The organism is Streptomyces sp. NPDC001157 (genome assembly GCF_053598255.1).
In genome coordinates, this window is the sequence record NZ_JBSFJW010000048.1 from 1 (window position 1) to 23,040 (window position 23,040).

Annotated in this window: 22 protein-coding genes and 1 tRNA gene; 8 read left to right on the forward strand and 15 right to left on the reverse strand. The window is 65.0% G+C overall.

The annotated features are described in order from the left end of the window. Positions 1-106: 106 nt before the first annotated feature. From ACWDAG_RS42985 to dcd, 3 genes are all read right to left on the reverse strand, one after another. Positions 107-3,754, reverse strand: coding sequence for a WD40 domain-containing protein (locus ACWDAG_RS42985; protein ID WP_450701019.1), 3,648 nt, complete (start codon positions 3,752-3,754; stop codon positions 107-109). Between the two features lie 142 nt (positions 3,755-3,896). Then, positions 3,897-4,394 (reverse strand): phosphoribosyltransferase, encoded by a 498-nt coding sequence (locus tag ACWDAG_RS42990; protein WP_450701063.1) that lies wholly within the window; start codon positions 4,392-4,394, stop codon positions 3,897-3,899. A 23-nt stretch (positions 4,395-4,417) separates the two neighbouring features. Continuing rightward, complete coding sequence (dcd, locus tag ACWDAG_RS42995) at positions 4,418-4,993, reverse strand: dCTP deaminase (RefSeq protein WP_123966424.1); 576 nt, start codon at positions 4,991-4,993, stop codon at positions 4,418-4,420. A 515-nt stretch (positions 4,994-5,508) separates the two neighbouring features. Here dcd and ACWDAG_RS43000 point away from each other — a divergent pair. Beyond that, positions 5,509-5,582: transfer RNA gene (locus tag ACWDAG_RS43000), tRNA-Gly, on the forward strand. A gap of 103 nt (positions 5,583-5,685) precedes the next feature. On the opposite strand, the gene ACWDAG_RS43005 is transcribed toward ACWDAG_RS43000, so the two are convergent. The 9 genes from ACWDAG_RS43005 to ACWDAG_RS43045 form a co-directional block, all read right to left on the reverse strand. Then, entirely contained in the window at positions 5,686-6,825 is a 1,140-nt protein-coding gene (locus ACWDAG_RS43005; protein ID WP_450701020.1) for a tyrosine-type recombinase/integrase, read from the reverse strand. Beyond that, the gene (locus ACWDAG_RS43010) at positions 6,825-7,037 is read right to left on the reverse strand and encodes an excisionase family DNA-binding protein (protein WP_232655610.1); all 213 of its coding nucleotides are present in this window, start codon (positions 7,035-7,037) and stop codon (positions 6,825-6,827) included. The genes ACWDAG_RS43005 and ACWDAG_RS43010 overlap by 1 nt, the downstream gene beginning before the upstream one ends. After that, complete coding sequence (locus ACWDAG_RS43015; RefSeq protein ID WP_450701064.1) at positions 7,034-8,335, reverse strand: replication initiator; 1,302 nt, start codon at positions 8,333-8,335, stop codon at positions 7,034-7,036. The genes ACWDAG_RS43010 and ACWDAG_RS43015 overlap by 4 nt, the downstream gene beginning before the upstream one ends. Before the next feature lie 140 nt (positions 8,336-8,475). Beyond that, on the reverse strand, positions 8,476-8,721 hold the full coding sequence (locus ACWDAG_RS43020; protein ID WP_450701065.1) for a SpdD protein: 246 nt from the start codon (positions 8,719-8,721) through the stop codon (positions 8,476-8,478). Positions 8,722-8,744: 23 nt separating this feature from the next. Further along, positions 8,745-8,939: a hypothetical protein gene (locus ACWDAG_RS43025; protein ID WP_450701021.1), complete on the reverse strand. Its 195-nt coding sequence runs from the start codon at positions 8,937-8,939 to the stop codon at positions 8,745-8,747. 16 nt (positions 8,940-8,955) lie between these two features. Beyond that, positions 8,956-9,147 carry a mobile element transfer protein gene (locus ACWDAG_RS43030; protein ID WP_356026274.1) on the reverse strand — a complete coding sequence of 64 codons (192 nt, stop codon included), beginning with the start codon at positions 9,145-9,147 and terminating at the stop codon, positions 8,956-8,958. Between the two features lie 14 nt (positions 9,148-9,161). Then, positions 9,162-9,785, reverse strand: coding sequence for a DUF2637 domain-containing protein (locus ACWDAG_RS43035; RefSeq protein WP_450701022.1), 624 nt, complete (start codon positions 9,783-9,785; stop codon positions 9,162-9,164). Positions 9,786-9,865: 80 nt separating this feature from the next. Next, the gene (locus tag ACWDAG_RS43040; protein ID WP_450701023.1) at positions 9,866-11,242 is read right to left on the reverse strand and encodes an FtsK/SpoIIIE domain-containing protein; all 1,377 of its coding nucleotides are present in this window, start codon (positions 11,240-11,242) and stop codon (positions 9,866-9,868) included. After that, on the reverse strand, positions 11,242-11,610 hold the full coding sequence (locus ACWDAG_RS43045) for an SCO3933 family regulatory protein (protein ID WP_115907212.1): 369 nt from the start codon (positions 11,608-11,610) through the stop codon (positions 11,242-11,244). Before ACWDAG_RS43045 ends, ACWDAG_RS43040 begins: the two co-directional genes overlap by 1 nt. Positions 11,611-11,791: 181 nt before the next feature. Between ACWDAG_RS43045 and ACWDAG_RS43050 the strand changes: the two genes are divergently transcribed. Further along, positions 11,792-12,151 (forward strand): hypothetical protein, encoded by a 360-nt coding sequence (locus tag ACWDAG_RS43050; RefSeq protein ID WP_450701024.1) that lies wholly within the window; start codon positions 11,792-11,794, stop codon positions 12,149-12,151. Between the two features lie 22 nt (positions 12,152-12,173). Here ACWDAG_RS43050 and ACWDAG_RS43055 read toward each other — a convergent pair whose 3' ends face one another. Then, positions 12,174-12,965, reverse strand: a complete 792-nt coding sequence (locus tag ACWDAG_RS43055) for a GntR family transcriptional regulator (RefSeq protein ID WP_450701025.1) — start codon at positions 12,963-12,965, stop codon at positions 12,174-12,176. Positions 12,966-13,074: 109 nt separating this feature from the next. On the opposite strand from ACWDAG_RS43055, the gene ACWDAG_RS43060 reads away from it, so the two are divergent. From ACWDAG_RS43060 to ACWDAG_RS43080, 5 genes are all read left to right on the forward strand, one after another. Next, positions 13,075-13,482: an NUDIX hydrolase gene (locus tag ACWDAG_RS43060; RefSeq protein WP_450701066.1), complete on the forward strand. Its 408-nt coding sequence runs from the start codon at positions 13,075-13,077 to the stop codon at positions 13,480-13,482. Between the two features lie 46 nt (positions 13,483-13,528). Further along, positions 13,529-13,957 carry an ATP-binding protein gene (locus ACWDAG_RS43065; RefSeq protein ID WP_450701026.1) on the forward strand — a complete coding sequence of 143 codons (429 nt, stop codon included), beginning with the start codon at positions 13,529-13,531 and terminating at the stop codon, positions 13,955-13,957. Beyond that, positions 13,951-14,355 carry a hypothetical protein gene (locus ACWDAG_RS43070; protein WP_450701027.1) on the forward strand — a complete coding sequence of 135 codons (405 nt, stop codon included), beginning with the start codon at positions 13,951-13,953 and terminating at the stop codon, positions 14,353-14,355. Before ACWDAG_RS43065 ends, ACWDAG_RS43070 begins: the two co-directional genes overlap by 7 nt. A 277-nt stretch (positions 14,356-14,632) precedes the next feature. After that, positions 14,633-15,220, forward strand: coding sequence for a hypothetical protein (locus ACWDAG_RS43075; protein WP_450701028.1), 588 nt, complete (start codon positions 14,633-14,635; stop codon positions 15,218-15,220). A gap of 1,211 nt (positions 15,221-16,431) precedes the next feature. Continuing rightward, positions 16,432-17,283, forward strand: a complete 852-nt coding sequence (locus ACWDAG_RS43080) for a hypothetical protein (RefSeq protein ID WP_450701029.1) — start codon at positions 16,432-16,434, stop codon at positions 17,281-17,283. 516 nt (positions 17,284-17,799) lie between these two features. Here the strand turns inward: ACWDAG_RS43080 and ACWDAG_RS43085 are convergent. Then, a complete protein-coding gene (locus ACWDAG_RS43085; protein ID WP_450701030.1) occupies positions 17,800-20,022 on the reverse strand; it encodes an nSTAND3 domain-containing NTPase in 2,223 nt (740 codons plus the stop codon). A gap of 762 nt (positions 20,023-20,784) precedes the next feature. Between ACWDAG_RS43085 and ACWDAG_RS43090 the strand changes: the two genes are divergently transcribed. After that, a complete protein-coding gene (locus tag ACWDAG_RS43090; protein ID WP_450701031.1) occupies positions 20,785-21,558 on the forward strand; it encodes a hypothetical protein in 774 nt (257 codons plus the stop codon). A 446-nt stretch (positions 21,559-22,004) separates the two neighbouring features. Here the strand turns inward: ACWDAG_RS43090 and ACWDAG_RS43095 are convergent, their stop codons facing one another. After that, positions 22,005-22,910, reverse strand: a complete 906-nt coding sequence (locus ACWDAG_RS43095) for a DUF4365 domain-containing protein (protein ID WP_450701067.1) — start codon at positions 22,908-22,910, stop codon at positions 22,005-22,007. Positions 22,911-23,040: the final 130 nt, after the last annotated feature.

Below are 23,040 nucleotides of genomic sequence, written 5' to 3' on the forward strand. Positions count from 1 at the left end.
GCGCCCACAACCCGACACCAGCGTGGCCCCCACCCATAACCAGACCAACGAGCGAACTGGCCAACAGTCACGACAAGCACCGTTGCAGTACTAGGACCCGCCCAGGTCAGGAAGTCAAGCGGGCCATCACCGACTCGAAGAGCTCGGAGAAGGCCGATGCGCGGTGCAGCTCAGGGGTCAGCGCGTTCATGTCGCGCAGGATGTCGGCGAGCCGCGGGAGCTGGGCGCGTATCTCCGTGTAGAGGTCCATGTCCTCCCGGAAGCCGTGGAGGTTGGCCGCCGAGACGGATCTGAGTGCCTCGTCCAGCTCCCGTATCTGTTCCTCCCAGTACCGCACGTACTGGATGCGGTCCACGGGCCGGAGGATCCGGGCATCGGGGAGCACGACCGGGAACACCCGGTCGGTGAATTCCCCGTGCCCGGCCACCTGCAGCAGCTCGAAGAGACAGCTCGGCGATTTCAGGTAGGCGTCGCTGATCACCAGGATCACGCACCTGCCCCGGCCCAGGCGCTCCATGAACCGGCTGATGGACGCCTTGTAAGCGACGTCCCGCCGATCGCGCACCATCGTGACGCCCCGCTCCTGGAAGGCGGCGTCCAGCTCGTCGGCGAGTGCGTTGCTCTCCTCGCTCCAGGAATACGACAGGTAGACGTCCGCGCGGTGCTCGGCCAGGGCTTCCTCACTACGGATGACACGCAGGGTCTGCCGTTGCAGCTCCGCCCGGTAAGGGTGGAACGCCGGATGCGTGAGCGGGATGGCGTACAGGGTCAGCACCAGGTCGAACAGCTCGACGACGTATCGGGTGTCGTCCTGGAACCGGCCCGGCACCAGGCCCAGGAACTCGGCCGGGCAGGCCGCCGCGACCGCCGCGTCGCGCAACAGCGGCACGAGGCGGGGCCGCTGCCCTATGGGGTGCTGCCGCCGTGCGCGGATCAGGGCGGTGTCGTCCGCAGGCAGCCGGTCGAGGGCCGGCCCGCAGGCGAGGGTCACGACCACCAGCACGACGTCCTCGTCCCGTACGTCGCGCACGTCGTCCGCGACCAGCACACCGGCCTCGCGCAGGTCACGGGCCAGCTGGGTGGCCCACGCCGCGTCCTCGGGCAGATGGCTGACGTAGGCCCGTGGCACCGCACGGTCGGCACGGAAGCTCTTCACACGGACGAGGTGTGCCTCGTACACGCTGCGCAGCCGTGCGACGGCCTGGTCCCGGCCGACGAGCCGGTTGTCCTCCGCGCCGAGCGCGACGGGCCCCTCGAGCTCCGGCAGGGCGATGCGGTCCCCGCACCGGAAGCAGAACATCGTCCGCATCCCGTCGCGCAGGGAGCCCATCACCGCCGTACGGTCCTGCTTGTGTCCGTTGCTGCACGCCACGGGCGGGAAGGAGGTCACCGTCACCTCGCGCTGGTAGAGCAGGCTCTCGAACAGCCCCTGGAACATGATCCGGCCGTAGGAGGGCACCGCCCGGCTGTAGTGGAGCACGAGCTCGATCTCGCCCTCCCGCTCCTGGAGGAGCCTGAGGCCGCAGATCTGGCCGCTGCCCATCTCGAACTGCGCCTGGTTCTGCCAGTAGTTGACCCGCGTGAACGTCGGAGTGTGCCCCAGCAGCACCACGAGGGCGGGATAGACGTTCGCCACCTGGCCGTTGACGACGTAGGTGACGTCGTCGACCGTCTCGACGGTGTCGAACAGCGGGCGCTTCTGCTTGATCAGCCCCGGAAAGATCAGCAGGAGCTCGGCGCCGAGCGTGTCCCGGAAGCAGAGACTGTGCTCCAGGAAGCGCACCACCGTGGCGTCGAGAAGCACCTGCTGCTCAGCCTGCGGCAACGCCTGGAGCTCCGGGAACCCGTGCTCCCCGCCCAGCAGCGAGGCCTCACTGATGGCGCCCAGCTCCTGCGGGTGTTTGTCGGCCTGGAGGAAGACGGACGAGGCCAGCTCGACCAGCAGCTCGGGCGCCAGCAGAATCGCCTGCGAACCGGAGGAGGTCCGCAGCACCGCCACATAGCCGTGGTTCTCCAGATGCCCTACGGCGGTCATCATCTCGGCGTCGGTGAACCGCCAGTCGGAGTCGGTCGCCTGCAGCTGCCGTCGCAGGTCCGCGGGTACCAGCAGGACCCCGCCGCGGTCCGGCTGTTCCTTGAGCGCGAGGACGAACTCCTTGATGCGCTTGAACGTGACGGTGGTGACCGTGGTGGTCATCCGCTCCCACTGGATCTGGCCGCGCAGCATCTCCATCAGCGTGTCGAGGCCCTCGCCGCTCACCGCGCTGGTACTGACGTACCCGCCACTGATCTCGTGCTGCTGGCAGAACTGTTCGAGCTCCTGATGCGAGACCGCCGGCGCACCCCGGTCGACGCGCGCCCCGACCAGCACGGCAGCCGGAAGCTGCCCTTTCCCGGACAACTGCCGCAGCCAGAACCGCACGCCTTTCAGCGGCTCCTGCCGGTTGGTCGGGTCGAAGAGCACCAGCGCCAGGTCGACGTTGTCGAGGAAGATCGCGTGCACGGACCGGTAGAGATGCTGGCCGGCGAGGTCCCACAGCACGACCTCGCAGTCCGTGCCGTCCGCCCGCTGCGTCCGTACGTCGTCCACGACCCAGAACTGCTGGCCGTGCGTCGAGGAGTGCTCCCGGAACTCGTCGTGCGCCAGCCGCCAGCCGAGCCCGGTCTTCCCCACCCCGGAGTCACCCACGAGGACGACCTTCGCCGTCATGTAACGCACGGACTCGGCGGCCGGCTGGTGCGCGACGAGCGCGTCGTAGTCGTAGTCCCAGATGGAGAGGCCGGAATGGTTGGTGCGGACGGCGAAGCGGGGGAGGGTGGGGTGGAAGGCCAAGGCGGGGGCGGTGCGCCAGTACGTCTCGGAACCGCCTGCGTACTCGAAGCCGGGGCCGACGCCGCGGTCATCGTCATCGCCCCGCGGGAGGTCCACCACCGCGACCGTCGACCAGTCGTCCGTGCGCCAGAGGCGGATCGTACGGTCCGCCGAGGCGGTGCCCAGAAGTCGCCCGTCGGCTGAAAACCCCAGTTCCCGGACGACGTCCGTGTGCCCCTCGAGGAACGTGACGCGCTCGGTCGCCCCGCCGGTCCGGTAGGCCTGCGCATCGCGGCCGAGATCCAGACACTCGACTCTGCCGTCTCCGCCCATGCTGGCCACCAGCATCCTGCCGTCCCCGGACCAGGCGACGAACTGCACGATCTGATCCGGATAGTCCCGGCGGCGGTGCAGCCTCGGGCCGGAGGTCAGGTCCCACACCCTGACGGTTTCGTCGGACGAGCACGTGACGAGCATCTCGTCGTCCGGCGACCACGCGAGGCCGTTCACGTAGTGCCCGAGGTGATCCTCGATGGTGTACAGCGGCTGCTTGCCACGGGCGTCCCAGATCCTGGCCGTACCGTCCTGCGCACCGGACGCGAGCAGGTCCGCGGAATGCGACCATGCGACCTGGCCGACCCAGCCGTTGTGCGCCGTCAGATGCAGGCTTCGGTCGGGTGTGTCGAGATCCCATACGCGAACGCCGTCGTACCCACAGGCACCCACGAGCCGCGAGCCGTCCGGCGACCAGGACACCTGGTTCACGCGGCTCCGGGCCCCTTCCGCCTGCAGGACCGCGACCTCCGTACCGCTCTCGGCGTCCACGATGTCGACTTGCCCCAGGTCGGCCGGCACGGCGAGCAGACGTCCGTCCGGCGACCAGGCGACATACCGACCCAGATCCTTGAACGACGGCTGCCCCAGCCCCCTGCTGAGCCACACACCGGAACTGGACGAATCCCCGTACGTTCCCACGGTCCCCCCGCGCACCCCGCTCACCCATGGTGCCGAGCGGCCCGGCCGCTCGGTGAGAACCAGGTTAGTGCCAACTGCCCTAATCCGACGGGGGAAGAGACCGTCCGGGTCAGGCGTCGAGAACCTGCCCGGAACGCTTGATCACGGGCGGAAGCACGCTCCACGGGAAGTTGATCCAGTCATCGGTCCGCTTCCACACGTACTCGCACTTCACCAGCGACTGCGACTTCTCGTAGACGACAGCGGACCGGACCTCGGCGACGGTGTCGAGACAGAAGTCGCGCACGAGCTTCAGCGTCTTGCCCGTGTCGGCGACGTCGTCGGTGATGAGCACCTTCTTGTCGGAGAAGTCGATGGCGTTGGGGACGGGAGCGAGCATGACGGGCATCTCGAGGGTGGTCCCCACACCCGTATAGAACTCGACGTTCACCAGATGGATGTTCTTGCAGTCGAGGGCGTAGGCAAGCCCGCCCGCGACGAACACACCCCCGCGCGCGATGGTGAGCACGATGTCCGGCTCGTACCCGTCGTCGGCGATGGCCTGCGCGAGCTCGCGCACGGCGCGCCCGAAGGCCTCGTAGGTCAGGTTCTCCCGCACAGCGCTCACCGCACCCGCCTCGCTCGCTCCGCTCACACCTGGGTCCGATGGAAGTTGAGGTAGGACCGGGAGGCGGTGGGCCCGCGCTGCCCCTGGTACCGGGAGCCGTACCGCTCGCTCCCGTACGGGAACTCGGCCGGCGAGCTCAGCCGGAACATGCACAGCTGCCCGATCTTCATGCCCGGCCACAGCTTGATGGGCAGGGTGGCCAGGTTGGAGAGCTCCAGCGTCACATGGCCGGAGAAGCCGGGGTCGATGAACCCGGCGGTGGAGTGAGTGACAAGCCCGAGCCGCCCGAGCGAACTCTTCCCTTCGAGCCGCGAGGCAAGATCGTCGGGAAGCGTGATGACCTCGTACGTACTGGCGAGGACGAATTCGCCCGGATGCAGAATGAACGGCTCGTCGCCCTCCGGCTCCACGAGCCGCGTCAGATCGGCCTGCTCGACGGAGGGATCGATGTGCGGGTAGCGGTGGTTCTCGAACACCCGGAAGAACCGGTCCAGCCGCACGTCGACACTCGAGGGCTGCACCATGGATTTGTCGTAGGGATCGATCACCACCCGCCCGGCGTCGATCTCGGCCCGGATGTCCTTGTCTGAGAGAAGCACGTCCTGAGGATACGCAAGGCGCGCGGACCGGCCACAATCCAGCCACCCCACGCGCCCGCTACTGCCCTGTCCCTGCTCTGCCCCTAATGCTTCTCAAGGCTGACCGGCACCACACTGCGGAGCCGGGCACACCGTGGACACCGGACGAGCCGGCCGGGTCCGAGCCGCTCGGCCTGCTGCATCGGGAACGAAGCGGTGCTGAACACGTGCCCATCGGCACAACGGACGACGGTGCGCTCCATCAAGTCCAAGAGTCCCTTCCCCAAGAGCCGCGTCTGGCTACTGCTCACCTGACGACAAATGCCACATTACGGGATCAAAGGAACGACTCTCCAAGGGGCTCTCCGAGCCTCCCCCGGACCCTCACCCACCCCTCCACCGTACGCCCCAACTCCGGCCCCCCGCAGCCTGATCGCCTCCTGAAACGCACGCGGGCCCCATGGCTTCAGCGCCGGGGGCCGGGGATGAGGTAAGGTGACGATGCGTTCGGGCACCGACTCGGGTCGGCGTCTTACGCGGGTGTAGTTTAATGGTAGAACATCAGCTTCCCAAGCTGAGAGCGCGAGTTCGATTCTCGTCACCCGCTCCATGATTAAGGCCCAGGTCAGAGACCCGGGCCTTTTTGCTGTCCGCTGTGATCAGTGGTCGCGTGCCAGATTCGTGCCAGATGGTTGATCGTCGGGGTCGGGGATCTACGGTTCTGGCACGGCAGCAGCTTCCTGGCGTGCCTTACGTACGGTCGCGTCGAGACCGGCTGCAACTTCCTGCTGTCGGTCGTCATCGGAGTGCTGATAGATCAGCGCCGCTTTCTCGGAGGACTGGCCGGCGCGGACCATCGTGTCCTTGAGGGTGGCGCCCGAGCGCGTCGAGAGCGTGTGCCCGGTGTGGCGAAGGTCGTAGAACCGGAAGCCCTCGGGCATGCCGACGACGGTTCGGGCCTTGCGCCACTTCCGGCCGAAGGTGCTGCGGCGGAAGGGGGCGCCCTTCTCGCCGAGGAAGACGAGACCATCAGGCCCCTTGCCCGCGTACAGCTCCATATGGACACGGAGCTCCGAGCGGAGGAATTCGGGCAGGTACACGGTGCGGGTGCCCGCCTCGGACTTGGTGTCGCCGGGGGCGCGGCGACCGTTCGTCCGCTCCGGCTCGGCGCACCTCACCGTGATCTTCAGCGCTTGGACGTCGATGTCCCGGCGACGCAGGCCCGCCAGCTCTTCGGGGCGGAGAGGGCCGTAGGCACCCAGATAGATCATGAGGCGCCAGCGGGGGCCGATGTTGTCGGCAAGACCGTCGACCTGGACCACGGTGGCGATGCGCCGCTCGGCTGCCTTCTCCTTTCCGGCGCCCTTGATCCGGCACGGGTTGCGCTTGATCAGGTCGTCGTCGACGGCGGTTTCCATGATGCTTTTCAGCAGGCGGTACGCCTTGGCGGTGGCGGTCTTGGCGCCTGTGGTGCGGAGCCGCTCGGCGCGCCACTCGCGGACTGCGGGCGCGGTGATCTCGTCCAGGTCTGATTCGCCGAAGGTCGGGAGGATGTGCTTGTCGAGGAGGTAGTGATACAGGTCCTCGCTCAGAACCTCCAGGTCTCGTTCCTCGACCCATTTCTCCGCGTAGACACGGAAGTTGACCGAGCCTGCGTCGGGGTCGCGCCACTCACCGCGCCTGATCTCGGTCTGCTTCTCGGCGAGCCAGTCGTCGGCGTCCGCTGTTGTGGCGAAGGTTTCCGGTGCAGGGCGCATCACGCCATCCGGGCCCGGATAGCGCGCCTGATAGCGGCCGGACGGGAGTCGTCTGATCGCGCCGAAGCGGCGACGCCTGCCCTTGCTGTTGGCCATCAGGCGGCCCGCCTGTAGCTCGGGCGAGGCCGCCTCAGCGGCTCGACAGTGCGGGAGCTGATGAAGTCCTCGACCGCGCTCTCGGGGATACGGACATGCCGGCCGACCTTCACGTACCGGATGCGCCGTTCCTCGATCAGCCGCCGGGGGAATCGGGTGGTCGTACCGAGCAGCTCGGCGACCTGGTCGACGGACAGGTACCGGTCCTTCATGCGGTGGGCTCTCCTTCCGTTCCGGGGGCGGGTTCGAGGGATGCGGCAAGCCAGGCTTCGGCGGAGGACAGACCCGTTCCGGCGAAGACCCAGTGCGCGAGGACGTACGTCGTGTCGCTGCCGCGCTCGGGATGTGCGGCGGCTGCTTGCGCTCGGCGCCATTCGGCGCGGGCATCGCGGAGAGCGCCGAGGGTGGTGGAGTAGCGGCGGGACTTGGTGGAGAAGTGGCCGCGGAAGCCGAGCATGTGGGCCCAGGCGCGCAGGCGGAGGTGTTCGAGGCTCTTGCGTGCTCCGAGGTCCCAGGCCGTTCGGATCAGGCGACGGGCGTGGTCGCTGATGTCGAGTTGGGCGAGCTCGGCGGCGAACTTCAGGGGGCGGTCGAGAGCTCCCGTGGCCGTTTCGGCGCCCTTGGTGGCGTACTTGGCGATGTACGCGGCGACCGCGCGCTCGGTCAGCTCCTGGCCGTCGTTGAAGTCGGCGGATCGGATAGTGCGGATGTCGAGTTGGCGGCCGAAGACGAAGGAGTGCGTACGGTCGTCGATGACCGGGCCGTCCACGCGGACCTTGCGTGCAGCGGCTCGTATGGCCTCGGTCAGCAGTGCGGCGGTCGCCCAGGGCGGAGGCGGGGTGTCACCGCCGGTGGGGCCGTCGATGCGGATGACCGCGTGGAAGTGGACGGCGCCGCGCTTCTGGTACTCGGCGACCTTGGCGAACGACACGCGTGCGTGGTCACGGAAACGGCGCTGCGAGAGCCCTGCGCGCTTGGCGACCTCTCGGCGCAGGTAGGTCGAGAAGCGTCGCCAGAGGGCGCCCGCATGGGCGTTCCAGAGCACGGCCGCTTCGTAGTCGTAGGTGTCCGGGTCGAGCGGGGTGCCGAGTGCTTCGTCGTCCTGGTCGTGGTGGATACCGCAACGGCACGTGCGCCCGCTGGAAGGACGGTTGTGGACCGGTCCGAAGCTCGGGGCGGTGAACGTGGCGAAAACACGGGGGTGGGCGGCGACGTGTTCCGGGAGGCCCTTGCCGCCGCGCAAGCCCGAGGTGATCAGGTGGAAGGTGTCGCGACGGTAGACCTCTGCACAGGCCGGGCAGCGGGTGGTGCGGCGGTTGTTGCAGCGGACGAGGAGTTGGCCGGCCGGGAGCTCGGTCGAGTCGAGATGGTGGAGGACGACGCCGACCTCACCGGTCGTGGTGTCGACGTCGTACTCGGTGCGGTGGCCGTCGAGGCGGATCGGGTGGGTGCAGCCGCCGAGGGTGGAGAGCTGGCGGAGGATACCCGGGAGCGTGCCCTGTGCGGCCAGGTTCGCGACTTCCGGAAGTGGGGCCGGAGTGGTGCGGGTGAAGATGGCGGTTCTCCTTCTGGCTGGCTCGGTCGGGAGGGATAGGCGCCGGGGCGGCGAAATGCTTGGTCGTGTGCCGCCGCCCCGGCGGCCGGGCGGGTTCAGCGCCGGTTGTGGTCGCGCAGCATCGAGCGCAGGACGATGGCCGCGACGGCGACGGAGATGGCCGTGACGGCGACGGCGGCTAGGAGCGCGGTGAGGACGACTCCACCGACGAGCACGACCGCGACGGTGTTCTTGTCGATCGAGACCGACGGGAGCGGGCGCGCTATGGGCGCCGGGTCGGTCGGGGTGTGGGTGTGCGCGGGCGGCGGGGTCGGGTTGTCGGGGTACTTGGGCAGGAACACGGCGCCCCTTCTCATCTACTCGTCTAGTCATGTGTGCCGTTTATGACGTCCACGCCGGATCGCGTGCCGGACTCGATGGCGGGCGCCATGAAGGTGTGGGAGAGCCAGAAGCCGAAGAGGGCAATCAGGACGACGACCCAGGTACGGACGCCGAGGAACTTGACCGCACCCCAGGCGAAGAAGCCGAGGACGAACACGAGCGGGAGGCTGACGGTCACGGTCTTCCGGGTCCTTTCAGCGGACGGGGCAGCGGTGGGTGCGTGCGGCCAGTTCGGCGGCGGCGCGGCTGTCGTAGTCGGCGGAGAAGCCGCAGCGCGGGGCGGTGCAGGCGGCGGTGTGCTTCTCGCGGCCCCGGCCGTCGTAGGCGGTGGCGACCTGGACGGGGCCGATGCGGGTGACGTTGCGGAAGCGACGGTTGGCGGTCATGTAGGGCTCTCCCTTCAGAGCTGGGCGGCGATGGCTTCGGCCATGGGCGCGGGAACGCCGAGGCGGGCGCGGAGGGTGGGGGTGTCGATCGGGGTGCCGGTGCGGGTGTGGTGATCGGCGGCGACCTTGCGGGCGTGGTCGACCAGGGCGGCTGGAACTGACACGGCGGGTCGCTCGGGCGTTGCCTTGATGGCCGGTTGGGCAGGTGGCTCGGGGATGAGTGCGGGCGTCTCCTCCTGGTCCTCGATGACCTCGACGTCGTTGTCCGGTGTGGTGGGGGTGGTGTGGGCGAGGAGGGTTCCACCGAGGAAGGCGACGGCGGGCCAGCCCGCGACGAGGATGCACAGCCAGGCCGGCACGTGAGTCATGTCGAGGAGTCCGGCGGTGGCGACATTGGCGCCGAGGGACGCGGTCAGGGCGATGACGAACCAGCACCAGCCGGACCCTTTCGCGTCCCCGGAGCGCAGTCGGCGCCAGGCCGCGACGAGGAGCAGGTCGACGCTGATCGGGTAGGCCCACGCTTTCCATCCGTCCTGTCCGGCCGCCGCCGCGATGTCGTGCAGGTGGGCGAAGGACAGCGCGGCGGCGATGACCGCTTGGATGAGTACCGCGTCGACGCGGGCCAGTTGGGCACGCATGAGCGGCTCCTTCCGAGTTCAGGCATGGGAGGGGTAGGGACATGGCGTGAGGCGATCACGCCGACCGGGACGGGAATGGATCAGTCGGTTACCGGGCGCGGCTTGACGACCGGGGCCGAGGCCTCGACCGGTCGTACAGGTACGTCGGGCCGGAAGGACTGGAGCGCGGCCAGGTCGGGAACCAGGTGCGCCGACTCTCGGCAGATCTCGGCGGCGTCGCCGAGGGAGAGGTACGGCGTGCGGATGCGGGACCAGCCGCCGGAGGTGTCCCCGGCCACGGCCAGTCCGGGCCGTTCGGGAGCGATGCCGCAGGCGGCCATGACGGCTTCGGGGGCGATGTCGCCGAGCGCCATCTTGGCGGAGGCTTCGTCGTTGACACGGTGGCAGACACGGCCCGTGAGCTGGGCCCGGAGCATGGTGGCGCCCTTGCCGAGTTCCGCGCCGAAGCGCTGGCCGCAGACTTCCAGGTAGATACCGGCGGCGCGGCCGAGCTGGGCGAGCCGGATGAGCTGGGTGACCATCTCGTCCCGCCGTTCCTCGTCCTTGCGGGTGGCGACGAGGAAGAGTTCGGCCACCTCGTCGACGAACAGCACGATCGGCGTGGGTCGTTGGTGCTCGGGCAGTCCCCAGATGTCGGAGGTGATCTCCTCGTCCGGGGTGTCCGGGGCGATGCCCTGCCGGGCCTTGATCAGGTCGTAGCGGTCCTCCATTTCCTTGACGAGCACGGGCAGCAACTCGGCCGCCTGCTCCGGGTCGGTGGCGAGGGCGGAGAGCCGGGCCGCGAACGGGGCCAGCTCCACGCCCCGCTTGCAGTCGATCCCGACCAGGGCGACCGGCTGCCGGGCGAGTCCGGTGATCAGGTGGCGCAGGTACATGGACTTGCCGGACAGCGTTGCGCCGAGGGTGAGTTGGTGCGGGATGGTGCGGTAGTCGCGCACGAAGGGCGTGGCGTCCTCCCGCAGCGCGACCGGGACTTTGAGGAAGCCGTCCGCGACCTTGCGCGGCATCCGGACCTTCCGCAGGACGTCGTATCCGACGAGCCGCAGTTCGACGACACCGGGCTTGACGCTGGTGACGTACACGGCGTGAACGCCCCAGGCGTGCCGGAGCCGTTCGGCCGAGGCGGCGATGTCGGCCGGTTCCTGCCCCGGGGCGAGCCGGAGCCGAATACGCAGCCCGGTTGAGGTGGGTCGGATGACGCCCCGACGCGGAGGGACGGGCCGGACCTCTCGGTTGGTGGTGGCCTTGACCGCGAGAACCCGCAGCCGCGACGGCGCCACGGTCAGCCCGCACGCCTCCATGACCGAGCCGTACGAGCCGAGCAGCCGGGCAGTGGATATCGGCAGGCCGATGGTGGACCAGTACACGCCCGGGCGCTTGGCCCGGGCGTAGGCGGCCCCGCCGCCGAGCGCGGCGAGGGGACCACCCACCTCCAGAAGCGTCGTCAGGTCGGACATCAGGCGGCGGCCTCGGTGTCAGCCTGAGCGGCGACCGGGAAGACGGCCGGGGTGACGGCGGCGGCGCGGAAGGCGATGCCGTGCCGCTTCTGCCCGTTGAACACGGACTCCCACGGCCGGGCGACCAGCCCCGGCAGCGAGACCGGCGCACCCAGCGCCAGCCCCTCGGACACACCGCTCTCGGGAACGGTGACCTTGATCAGCGACGACTCGCCCTCCTCGATGTGGACGACGCCGATCGTCATCAGCGCCTCACCGCTGACGGCGTCCTTCGCGATCTCGCCCGTCTGACGGTCACGGACCTTCGGCTCGGGAGCCTCAGTCAGCAGGATCGTCGCGGCCGAGGTCTCAACACGGATGGTACGCAAGGGACTTCCCCTATCTACTCGTCTATACATGTAGCAGCCTGCGAACCCGATGCCGGGAACGTGTGGACCACCTTGCCACACAACTTGCCCACTCGTCTATACGAGTATGCCTGTTGGGGCGTACGAGTTCGGGATGCCTCTCGCGCACCCGAGTGTCAGACCCTTCCGCCATGCTCTGCCCATGCTGATTGCGACCAACGGCCGGGGCCACACGGTGAAGGACCCTTCGACGCAGGCGATAGGAGCAATGCTCACCGACCTGGATCAGGGCGATCACCTGATCCTTGAGCGGCAGGACGAGGACCGAGAAGGCAACTGGTACGTCCAGGTCTGGTTCCGCGACGAGAACACGTACCAGCTGGAGTACCGCGACGGCGTTCCCGCGGAGCACTACCAGACACAGACGGAATCGCAGGAGAAGGTCCTGCAAGCACTCCTCGGCTGGGTGGCCGACAAGCCCGCCTGGCGAGAGGCCTTCACCTGGACCAACATCGGCCACTGGTTCGCGCCAGGCCCCGACAAGGACGATCCGACCGCCTAGTACCGCGACGCCGCTCATGCGATCAGGTCGCCGGGAGCTGGTACGACAGCACGTACGCGTCAGCCGCCATGACCGTGTCGCACACCTCGACGGCCCGCCCTTCGGTGTCGAAGGCGGTCCGGACCAGGTGAATGACCGGCACCCCGGAGGCCAGCCGGAGCGTCTTCACCTCGGCAGGCGAGGGCATCCGGGCCCGGATCTCCTCCTCGAAGTGGTCGAGGCGGTGACCCAGCTCTTCGAGCCGGGCGTAGATGCCACCGGGCCCGGGGTTCGGCTCGGCGATCTGCGTACCACGCGCAATGTCGAGCGGCAGGAAGGACGTGGCGAACTCGACCGGCCGCCCGTCCAGCAGATACCGCCGCCGACGGGCCAGCACCCGACGCACGGACCCCAGCCGCGCGGAGACGTCCGGACTGGCCTTCTCCTCCTTGACCTCCAGCGAGTCGACCTGCGGGTGACTGCCGGCGGCATCGGCCTCGACGATGAAGGCGGACTTGCCCTGCTCGCGGTGCCGCCGCGCGAACCGGTCCGAAGCGAGACGCCGCACGGGCGGCCGGGGCCGGACGAAGACACCCTTGCCGTGCTCGGCATGCACGAGCCCTTCCCCCTGAAGGATGGAGAAGGAGTTTCGAACCGTCATACGGGATACCCCGTAATGCTCGACAAGGTCGGCTTCAGAGGGCAGCTTGTCGCCCTCGTGGAATCGCCCGCGGTCGATGGCCTCGCGCAGCTGGTCGGCGATCTGCCTAAAGACCGCACGATCACTCGTGGGGTCCAGGTCGCCGAGGAGGCCAGAAGGAAGAGAAGGGCTCACGCGCGTACTCCTTTAGGTATCTAGACGTGTGGGCGAGTCTTGTTGCTACGGTGGAGAGCCTAGCCAGCCGAGAGGGCCGAGGAACGTGAGCACCGACCGTCCGCACTCCGTGAGCGTCGCCGGAGTCATCGTCGACGCCCAAGGCCGCGCCCTCCTGATCCAGCGCCGCGACAACGCCAAGTGGGAACCCCCGGGCGGCGTCCTCGAACGCGAGGAAACCATCCCCGAGGCCCTGCAGCGCGAAGTCCTCGAAGAAACCGGCATCAAGATCGCCCTCCCGGCAACCCTGACCGGCGTCTACAAGAACATGACTGGCCTGATCGTCTCGCTGGTCTTCCGCTGCCAGGCCGCCGACGGCACACCCACCACCGGCGACGAAACCCGCGCCCTGCGCTGGGCCACCCGTGAAGAAGTCTCCGAACTCGCCGACGAGGCGTACGCGATCCGCGTCCTGGACGCACTCGACGCGACGTCCCCGCCGGCCATCCGCGCCCACGATGGCGTGAAACTCGTCTAGCCCGAACCCGCTGCACATGGCGGCCTACCAGCACGAAGGAACTTGTATGCACGAGTATACGAGTAAGCCCCGGGTTTGGGGGCTCACTTGCCCAGGATCCCCGGAAGAGGTCAGCCGGGCCCGCCGCTGGACCCGCGACATCCTGCGCGGCTCGCCCTTAGCTGAGGACGCGGAACTGATCGTGAGCGAGCTGAGCGCGAACGCGATCCTCCACACCGCCAGCGGCCAGGACTCCGGCAGCTTCCACCTGGCCCTCGCGGTGTCCCCGCAGATCATCGCCCTGTCCGTCACCGACGACGGAGGCACCGGCACGGTCCCGAAGATCGAGCACCAGGACCAGGAGGCCGAGCACGGCCGGGGCCTGGGCATGGTCAGCACGATCGCCCACCGGGTCGTGGTCCACGACAGCGACGGCGGCCACACCATCACCGCGGAACTCTTCACCGACACGCTCAGGGGAGGCCACCCGTGCTGATAGACAAGCCCCTGCCCGGCTTCTGGTGCGAATGCTGGACCGAAGACCTCACCGACGCCGCAGGACAGCCGACACTCCGGGCATCCTTCGACGCCTACTCAGCACCGCAAGCCGACAGATGGGTTGCGGTCACCCTCCGCACCATCACACCGGCCCTGGACCCGGACGCCTCCGACGAGGCATGGCACTGGCTGTACTTCGGCCGCATCAGGACAAGGCGAGCGCTCCTGCGCTTCGAACCCTGCTCCGTGTCGGTGACCCAAGCCAGCACCCGCATCACCTGGACGATCCGGCCCGTACTGTTCCTGCCCCTAGCACACCGCCAGGACGCGGAACTCCCGGCCTGCTCGCATGACTTCAAGCCCCGTGCGGAGCCTTCAGCAGGAGGTGTCCAGTAGTAGAAGGAACTTCGACGGACCCGCAAGCCTGGACGGAGCCGCACTTCGTCCAGGCACTCGTACGTGTCGGCAGGCTTCTGAGTTGTTGCCTGGATTGGCACCTTAGTCTGCTTGCCACTGCCGTAAGGGCACCCGGGTGAATCCCTTAACTTTCACTACATACTCATTGGTTACCAGGCCTCTCTGGATACCCACGACATCGAGGAACCGTTCGACTTCGGAGACCCGGCACTCAGAACCCGTTTCGCAGCATCTCTTACGGATCTAGCCTGGTTCGGTGGCCGAGGTCAACAAGGCTGTGGCGGTTGGCAACATAAGGGAGGCCCGAATGAGTGCAGCACTAACGGGAGTCGTGGTCGGCGCAGGGATTACCGCTGTTACGGGCCTGTGCTCAGCACTTTTAGGCTACCGAGGCACCCGCGCGGTGAGCGAACGACATGCAGTAGCTGTTCGCGAGCAATGGACACGGCAACAACGCCGAGATGCGTATGTCGAATTTTTCAAGGCTGGAAGGAATCTATATCTAATTCTTCGTCATACCGCCACCACTGCAGCGGGAGCCCAGATTTGGCAACGCTCCGACCTTGAAGCGACCCAGGCAGCAATCGCGCTGGGGAATGCTTCATCAGTTCTCGCCATCGAGGCGTCACAGAAAATCCTCGACGAAGCAGACGCGCTTCGAGCGCGCCTAGATCATCTAAATCAAGAGATGGCAGATTTTGCTACCCACGGCGCGTCTGAACCGGACTTGGAAACTGCGGGCCGTACTTGGTCTCAGGAGCTCGACGCGCTCCAAGCTGACGCAGAGGTGTGGCTAAAGCATTGCCGCGAAGAACTCCACCGTCCGGAACGAAGCGAACAGTAGGCCAGCCCGGCCTGGCCAAGGCGGCATACCGGGACTAAGCGAGCGACGACCGTCGTCACGTGCGTACCACCAGCACCGCCTGGCTTCTATGCGCAACAACCAACACACCAGCGCCAATCCCGGCCTCCCCACACGCACCGCTACGACGCGCACAGAGAAGCCGATCACGGCCACCGTCAACGATCAGCTGGGATCGGCCTGTCAAGCATCAACCGAGACAAGACAAGCCCCACCCGACCGACTGCGTTACAACTTTCTCTACGGGTTCAAGGCTCGCTGCGCTCGCTCGACCGGTGACCGACGGCGCTTGTCGATCTTCGGGCCGGACGCTCCGCCCAAGCGCATCAACGGCCGCCCACGGCCCGCACACCACCGCCACCACGATCCGGCCTCAGAGATGGAAAAGAGCAACAGCAGCTAGACCCAACGCCCGCGTTTCAGGGGCCACCACGCACCCCTTTCCACCCGGTTGCCTACAGAAGTAGGTCGGATCAAACCGAGGGCCGCGCCAAGCGCGGCGGCGCCGGTCGGTCGCCGCCGCGCCGCCTCCATGTCTTCGCCACCGGCCGCACGTCGCCGCCCGCCCGGCGCCGCACGCAGCGGCCAAATACCAACACGGGCACGGGGGCGAACGATGATCCCAACGGTGCAGGTCAAAAGACGCTTTGTGTTACCGAAAGAGGCCGGATCATGGTGGCGGCGGCATACGGTCCGACGCTGCCAGATACGCGGACGTTCGAACGGCCCGCCGATCCCGCACCAGGCCACCGGCCGGACGGCGGACGCGGCCATGGAATGGGGAGAACCCCGCTGCGGCTGGGGCGGTCGGCTCCGCGACTTTAGCCAGCCACTTTGGCGCGAGCCTCGAAGATCATGGCCCCAACGTCGTGCTTTACCGGGCAGGTCAACAGACTGCCCGACGCGCCGGAAGCTTACGGGGCCATGATCACTCGCGCCAAAGCAGCTCCCGGCCAAAGTCGCTACACCGGCCTAGTGATCACGCTGGATCTAGTCGGTCCTACCTGAATCTCAACCCATTAAGACTGTACAGACCTCGCGCGCGGCCCCTCCAGGATCATTGCCGCCACGAGCCCTTCAGATTGGGACGGCTCAACCTGATGGAGTAGCTGCGGTATCCGAGGGTGAACGGCGCTCATAGCCTGATGATGAGTGACCAGGCCGCTGGTCGCTGCACTTCCGAGGAGTGGCACATGGCTAGCGACATTGAGATCGGCGCACCTGACAATCATGGTACGAAACCGACAGTCCTGCGTGGCGTGAACGGTTTCTCAGGAAATGTGATCTTTGAGGTGGTCCCGGGCACGGACAGCTCATCGCCCAGCGGAGACATCGATGGGATTGGTGCTGCGGCGGCCAACAACGCAGTCGGAGTGAGCGGAATGGGTGTTACTGGCGTCGTCGGTTGGGTGGCGACAAGGACCCGTGACAAGAGTGCCGAGAAGGCAGCCATGGCTGGCGTTTTGGGGATGGGGGATGTAAATGACGCGAACTCACCCGGAGTCGTCGGACAGGGGAGAACGGCCATCCTGGGCACCGGTGGGGAAACTGGCGTATCCGGCCAAGGTGAAAGCGTTGGCGTCCACGGTAAAAGTATTTTCACTGGTGTCAAAGGCGAAATTACGGACACTGACCCAAAGAATACGGGCGCGTTCGGTGTCCAGGGGATCAGCCTCGGAGGGGCTGGTGTATTCGGCCAGTCTAGTTTCGGCCCCGGTGGACTGTTTTCCTCCGGGCGGGCACAGGTCAGCCTTGATCCCCACTTCGACGCCCGTACGCCACCAGTAGAGACGGTCTCCGTAAGCCCACGGGAAGTCGACGCCACTACCGGGGTTCCCCTGGGCCTTCCGAAGAAGGGAAACAAAGGAGACGTGCACGCTCTAGTGCTCAGTTTCCCGGAACGGAATAGAGAAGAGGTTTTTTTCCGCCCATTGTGCACTCTTTGGCTGTGCGTAGAACAAAACAGTTCGGTCGGGGCAGCGAAGTGGGTTCAGATCCTTACTGGCAGCCTCGTCGAAGGTGACCGCGAAGACAGCGGTCCTTGATGGCGCCGCTGAGGTCGGCCACCAATCGGCAAGAGCCAGTTGCTGCCTTTCCTTGGTCGCGGTGCCGTTGCATGCTCCCTACCGTAGGCTCGGGGCCACAGTGAGCAGGCAAGACGCCTCATTAGCTGGGCCGTCCCTGGGCCGTCCAGGGGGGACCGGCGACGACAAATGACGACCACCAGTGACGGGTGTCCCAACCGGCTGCCCCAGGTCACCCGATTCGATCTGCGACACTGGTACAGCCATGCCTAAGCCCGGGGCACTGTGCTGTACAGCAGAGAAGTACAGCAACCGCAACGTCCGCCGGCGACCGATGGAAACCGTCAGCATCCCCATGGCCAGCATGGATAACCTCAGCGACCGCCGCGCCCGTAGTTCGCATCGAGGCGCAGAGCCCCGCAGGGTATACGGTGCTCCCGAAAAGCTGGCCCCCGTGAGGCGCTGATCCCGGTCGCCGGCCTCTGATCACACCGATTGAGGCTCTGCCGACCTGTTGTTAACCAGATCCTCAACCTGCTACTCCAGAAAACTCAAGGAGTGCATGGTCAAATAGATCTCACCATCGACATACTCCGGATCAAAATCAGATTCTTCGTCGCTACCCTCGAAATCCTGCATCTCTTCCGGGTTCCAATCCTCCATCATAGTTGCCGCGTTCGGCCACCTATGCTCCCAGAGGTCGCCATGTCGCAGAATGTACTGAATCCCGTGGTCGATCAAATCTGGGTCCGCGTCGTCAGGGTCGCGAGAGTATCGACTTAGCAGGTCATCAAACATTTCATCAGCCTGCCGGCATAGGTCTACCCGAATCTGATCTTCGACGAATTCAGCTAGGTCCATGGCGTGACTAGCCGCCACAAAGAGACCGGAGTCACCGCGATCCCTATTAAACAACGAAGTGAGGCCTTCCAGCCGCACCGACTCGTGAAGCTTCTTAATTCTCCGATTGGCAGATCCATGCGTGGCTCGGATCAGCGCAATTATGTCACCGGTTGTAGCCCCATAGACGAACCCCGGCAGGTTCAGTCTCTGCACTGCCCAATCCTCAACTTGCGGAACGTGCATTGAACCGGCGAGAGCCAGGCAAACCGCAACCCTCCCAGCCTTGGAGGGAGTAGCCGTCCCATCACGTTCCAACGTGACCAACGCCGCCTTTTCGATTTCTGCCTGAAACGGCGAAAGGTTCAAGCGAGCCGGGACGCCCGAATCGACTGGCGCATCGTGGTAAGACCAAAGAAGTGCCAACTGATCAAAAGAGTATGGATTTTTCAACACTCTAAGGATCAGGTCGCGCTCCTCAGAAAACTTCATCAACATGAAGTCATTTACGGAAGGGTTACTAAATTCAACGTAACTCTTGGAGTAATCGTCAAACAGGCGAACGAGCGTCCCGTCAAGAACTCTCAAACTGGACTTAAATTGCGACAAGCCTCGATTCGAGAGCGCTAGATACGCGTCCCCCAGAGCTGAATAGGTTGCCTTTCCACCCAGGGTGAAGAGGGCGTAGAGGACGTCTCGGTCACTCTCTTTCAGCTGGTGGTCAAAAATATGCCTCCACAATCCCATGGGGTCATTTAGGGCTGCTTCAACTTGAGCCCCAGGTTCGCCCAGATCGGCATCGAAGGGCATGGACAGGAGGTCAGAGATAGCCCTGGGATTAAAGCTTCTGTGCCTAATGATCGGGCGATACACGTCCGGCCGCGAAAAATCCCTCTTTGCAAAGGTCGGCCACTCCGACCAGTAGACATGATTGTAGAGTATCTGCGCTTTTTCTTCCCGTCCAAGAACCTCTAGATCGAGGGTGAACGTGAGCGGATCAAGGTCCCCTCGATCCATGCGCTCATACCTTTGCCGCGCCTGCTGAAGAACGTATTCCCGAGTCGTGCAGATAAATCTCTTCGTAGAATCCTTGCGGATTCGACGAATCAAGGACAGGAGTCTACTGTCTTCATTCTTATGCAACTTGTCATCTAGCGAGGTCTGACCAAGGAAGTCGTCGTAGATGAACACCTGCGGCTCTCCGTCATGCCAGACCCGGTATACATCTTCTACGTTTTCAGATACCTCAACAATATCAAATCCACGATCCGCATAATGCGCACAGATCACCTGCGCCAGTGTCGTCTTACCGACACCTGGCGGCCCCGATACTAAGACCACATGATTCTTTTCCACGAGGTTCATTGCTTTACGCAAATTGGCACTCGGTACATACGTGCGCAGCGTTTCCTTGATATCATCAGCGAGATGAAGTGACCTCTGAATCACATTCTTTGAGATCATTGCCTCAAGGATCGTGGCGTCGTTAAGCCATAGCCTCATATTCTTGCGAACGACTTCGGGATTGTTTTGCAAGAACGACGTGATCTCGGAGATTCCATAGATATCTCCGGTGCTTTGAATGTACGGCCGAAACCCGTCGAGAACCTTCTCTTTGGCGTACGGTGTCATCTCGACCGAGGTGGCCAAAATGTAGCGCATCGGCGTTGGCCGAATTCGATCCAACTTAGGGAGTTCGCTTTCCAGCAAGTGCCCAATAAGTTTGGCGCGCCCACTTTTCATCCAATGCTTACATTGGATGACTATCTTCTGGTTGGGCCCAACGTACCGTAGATCTATTCCACCATCCGGCCCGCTTGAAAAAATCTCAAGCCTTACACCAAGTATGCGTTCAAACATGTCTTTGCATAGACTCTCGAAGTCTAGGTCAGACAGCTTTCGCAGATCGAGCGAGTCCAAGCCTCACCACCCCCCAAGTCGTCTCCCACGCCGCGCAGGAAGATCGTAGTCCTCCGCGACTGTTCCGAGCCGAGGAACAAACACATCCGACCCGCCAGGGTCAAGACGGTTGTCTGCGGCGCTCAAGACTGTCAGTGGCGTTGCCCCGATGGGCGACGAGGCATAACGTCGCGCACCCCAGGGCTCCAACGCACGCGCCTCAGCCTGCAAGGTTCGTGAGAACTGGCACTGCTCCGCCCCGCCAGCACGCCGTGGACCATCTGTGGACATGCCCGGCTCGGCCCGGCGCAGACGTCCCTCTGACCAGCAACGTTTCGCAGGACCGAAAGGCCCTCCGGAGCCGTGTGCGCAGGTTCGAATCCTGCCGGGAGCACTTCGCATGAAGTGCCTAAAGACCCCGCCATCAGCGCGCTAGCTGAGTGCGGGTCTTCGCGTATGTGCAGGCGGAGGCCGCTGAAAGCAGCCGTTTGTCAGTGATCAAGTAATGACGGCGTAATGATCTTGACGGTCCTTCTGCCAGGTCAACGGCCGTTTGCCGTCTCCTTGTCCCGTCTCTGGGCAGGCGGCCAAGGCTCTCCGTCTGACCGCGTTCAAGTGAAGGTACCGGGCATGTGGCCACGCGGCCCGTTTTTAGCCTTCACGCTGGCCACACTCTCATTGACGCAACCACCGCTGTCAGCAGGCATCTCAGGCTCGGCTACGCAGGGCTTCGCCAGGGTGCTGCTGTCCCATGCGGCCAGCACGTCGGATCAAGGAGGAAAGATGCTGGCGAACCTACTGCCCGGCCTTCGTGACGTCCGGGCGCCGCTGTCGGCGGGGTGTATTTGGCTCTTAACGCTCTGGCTGATCGTCGAGCATCGGGTTCCGACACGAGAGCAAGCACATGGTGTGTGGGCGTCGCTGTATCGTCTCGGCGGATTGATGGGATCTGCCGCATTGCTGGCGTCCGCCGCTTTCGCCGCGTACCTCATCGGCGCGATGTTGATGGTCCGAGTCGCCACTGTGAATGTGCAGGAAGCACGAAAGTCGGCGAGGCTCAGGAACATTCAGATGGCCCTCACGCCCCGGGTGTCGAGGCTCGCGTTCGATGACCTGGTCCGTTTCCTGCGGGAGCAAGGGCGAGTGCCGGCCCCAAAGCCAGGAGAGGTCAGAGATCCTCGGCGTGAGCAGGGCGAACGTGGTCTGGTCAACCTTGTAGCACGGGACGTTCTTGGCGAGACCAGGCAGCTTCGCATCAAACTCCTGATCGCCAACTACGACTTGTTCAACGAGTACGACCGAGCGGTGGGAGAGGCAGAATTCCGCAAGAACGTCGCCTACTCCCTCGTAGGTCTCGCAGCCACGCTCAGCTGGCTCTACTCCCCTTGGTGGGCTCTCATGCTGGTCGTGCCTGTCCGGCTCTACATCGCCGGGGTGGGAAGCGAGCGGATAGCCAACGACGTCATCATCCAGGCTGTAGTGGCGGGACTCCTAGAGCCCGCTACCTTGACCGGAGCCGCGGGTCTGCCGGCAGTTCCTGCGGAGCGGGGCCCGTAGCGTCCCGGGAGTCCGACGCACCTCCGACACGACGAAGCCCCGGATCTCTCCGGGGCTCGCGTCAAGCACCCGGCTGCGCCGACGCCCACCCATTGTGGATGGGCCCAGAGGTCATGAGTCGAGCATCCCGGCTTCTGCGGCCCGCCGTCACAGATGATGCCTCCGGCGGGGGACCGGCCGGCACCGGATGGGAAGGGGCAGCGTTGCCGCCCGCGGGCACATCGTGGCGAGCGTAGGGAGCTCCTATCCCGTCCGCCGTCGACCCAGGCAGAGCCGAGCAGACGCGGCCCATGACGTCCAGGTCGTTCGTACAGTGGCGCGCTCCACCTGGACGCCATGAACCACGCCCGCTCCACGGTGTGTGGGTCGACAGCGGACGAGATAGGAGCAGGCGGTATGCGATGACGCGACTTAGGCAGTCTTCGCTCTGCTAGACGGGAGGGATTTTAGGATCGCTGGGACAGATGAGTACCCTTTTGCGCTTTGTTCTTTAGTATCTTCTGCATCCCCGGCTTGTCCGCAACACGCCACATTCTCTCCCATGCGCGCACGTCCGTCAGGTAACCTGGGATCTTGATTTCTTTTTCGCATGCGCATTCAATGAACGCTTCAACGATTGCGACAACCCGAACTCTACTTGGGTGAGTAACTCCCTTGAGATAGGAAGAGAGCTTCGCGACCTCATAACCGGTCTTCATCGATACGATATCGAGATCGGGCGCTCCAGCACGGCGATGCAGTGCGCGCAACTGAGAAGCAAAGGCGAAGCGGAAGTCTCTCGGCGTCGCCTCTTCTACCGTCTTACCCATAGCTGAAACCAGCAGATCGATGGCACCCGCCAGCTCATAGTCCGCTTGTCGCACAGATGTGACTCGCGCAGGTTTCTCCGTTATCATCCCGCCACCGGTCTGACGCCGGGCCGGAACGCCGAGATCATCTCTGCAGGATTCATTCAGCTTATTCCTCAGAGGGACAAGTACTTTATGACCCCGCCCTGCGACAATGACTGTCTCGTCGTTAACGTGCTGCCAGTAAATTTCCTCAGATTCCGGCTCGAACAGCATGAGTGTGACTGGAAGTGAGTGATTCATCCAATACTCGACATGGTTCGCGTCGCAATAGAACCACCACCCGAGATCTGTCGCCTTTGTGAATTGACTGGCGCCAGACTTGATCTGTACAGCCAACAGTCGGCCAGTTCCTCGTCCAGGGGCGCCGCTAGGGAGGCCAGCCCCGTCGACCACCTCAATGTGGGCATCAATTCCGATATCACTGGTCTCTTGCTCACGGAAGATCCAGCCCAATTGGGTGGTGACCAAGTATGCGGCCCGAGACACTCCAGCCCGGTCCACCAGGTGGGTGGGAGGGACGACTGTCAAAGTTGCATCTCCTCATGCCTGCTCCGGCCAACCAATGAGTCCCCAGCCTAGAGGGAGGGACTGACAGCTGGTCTCGTAACTCAACCTCGCAGAAACGGAGTTG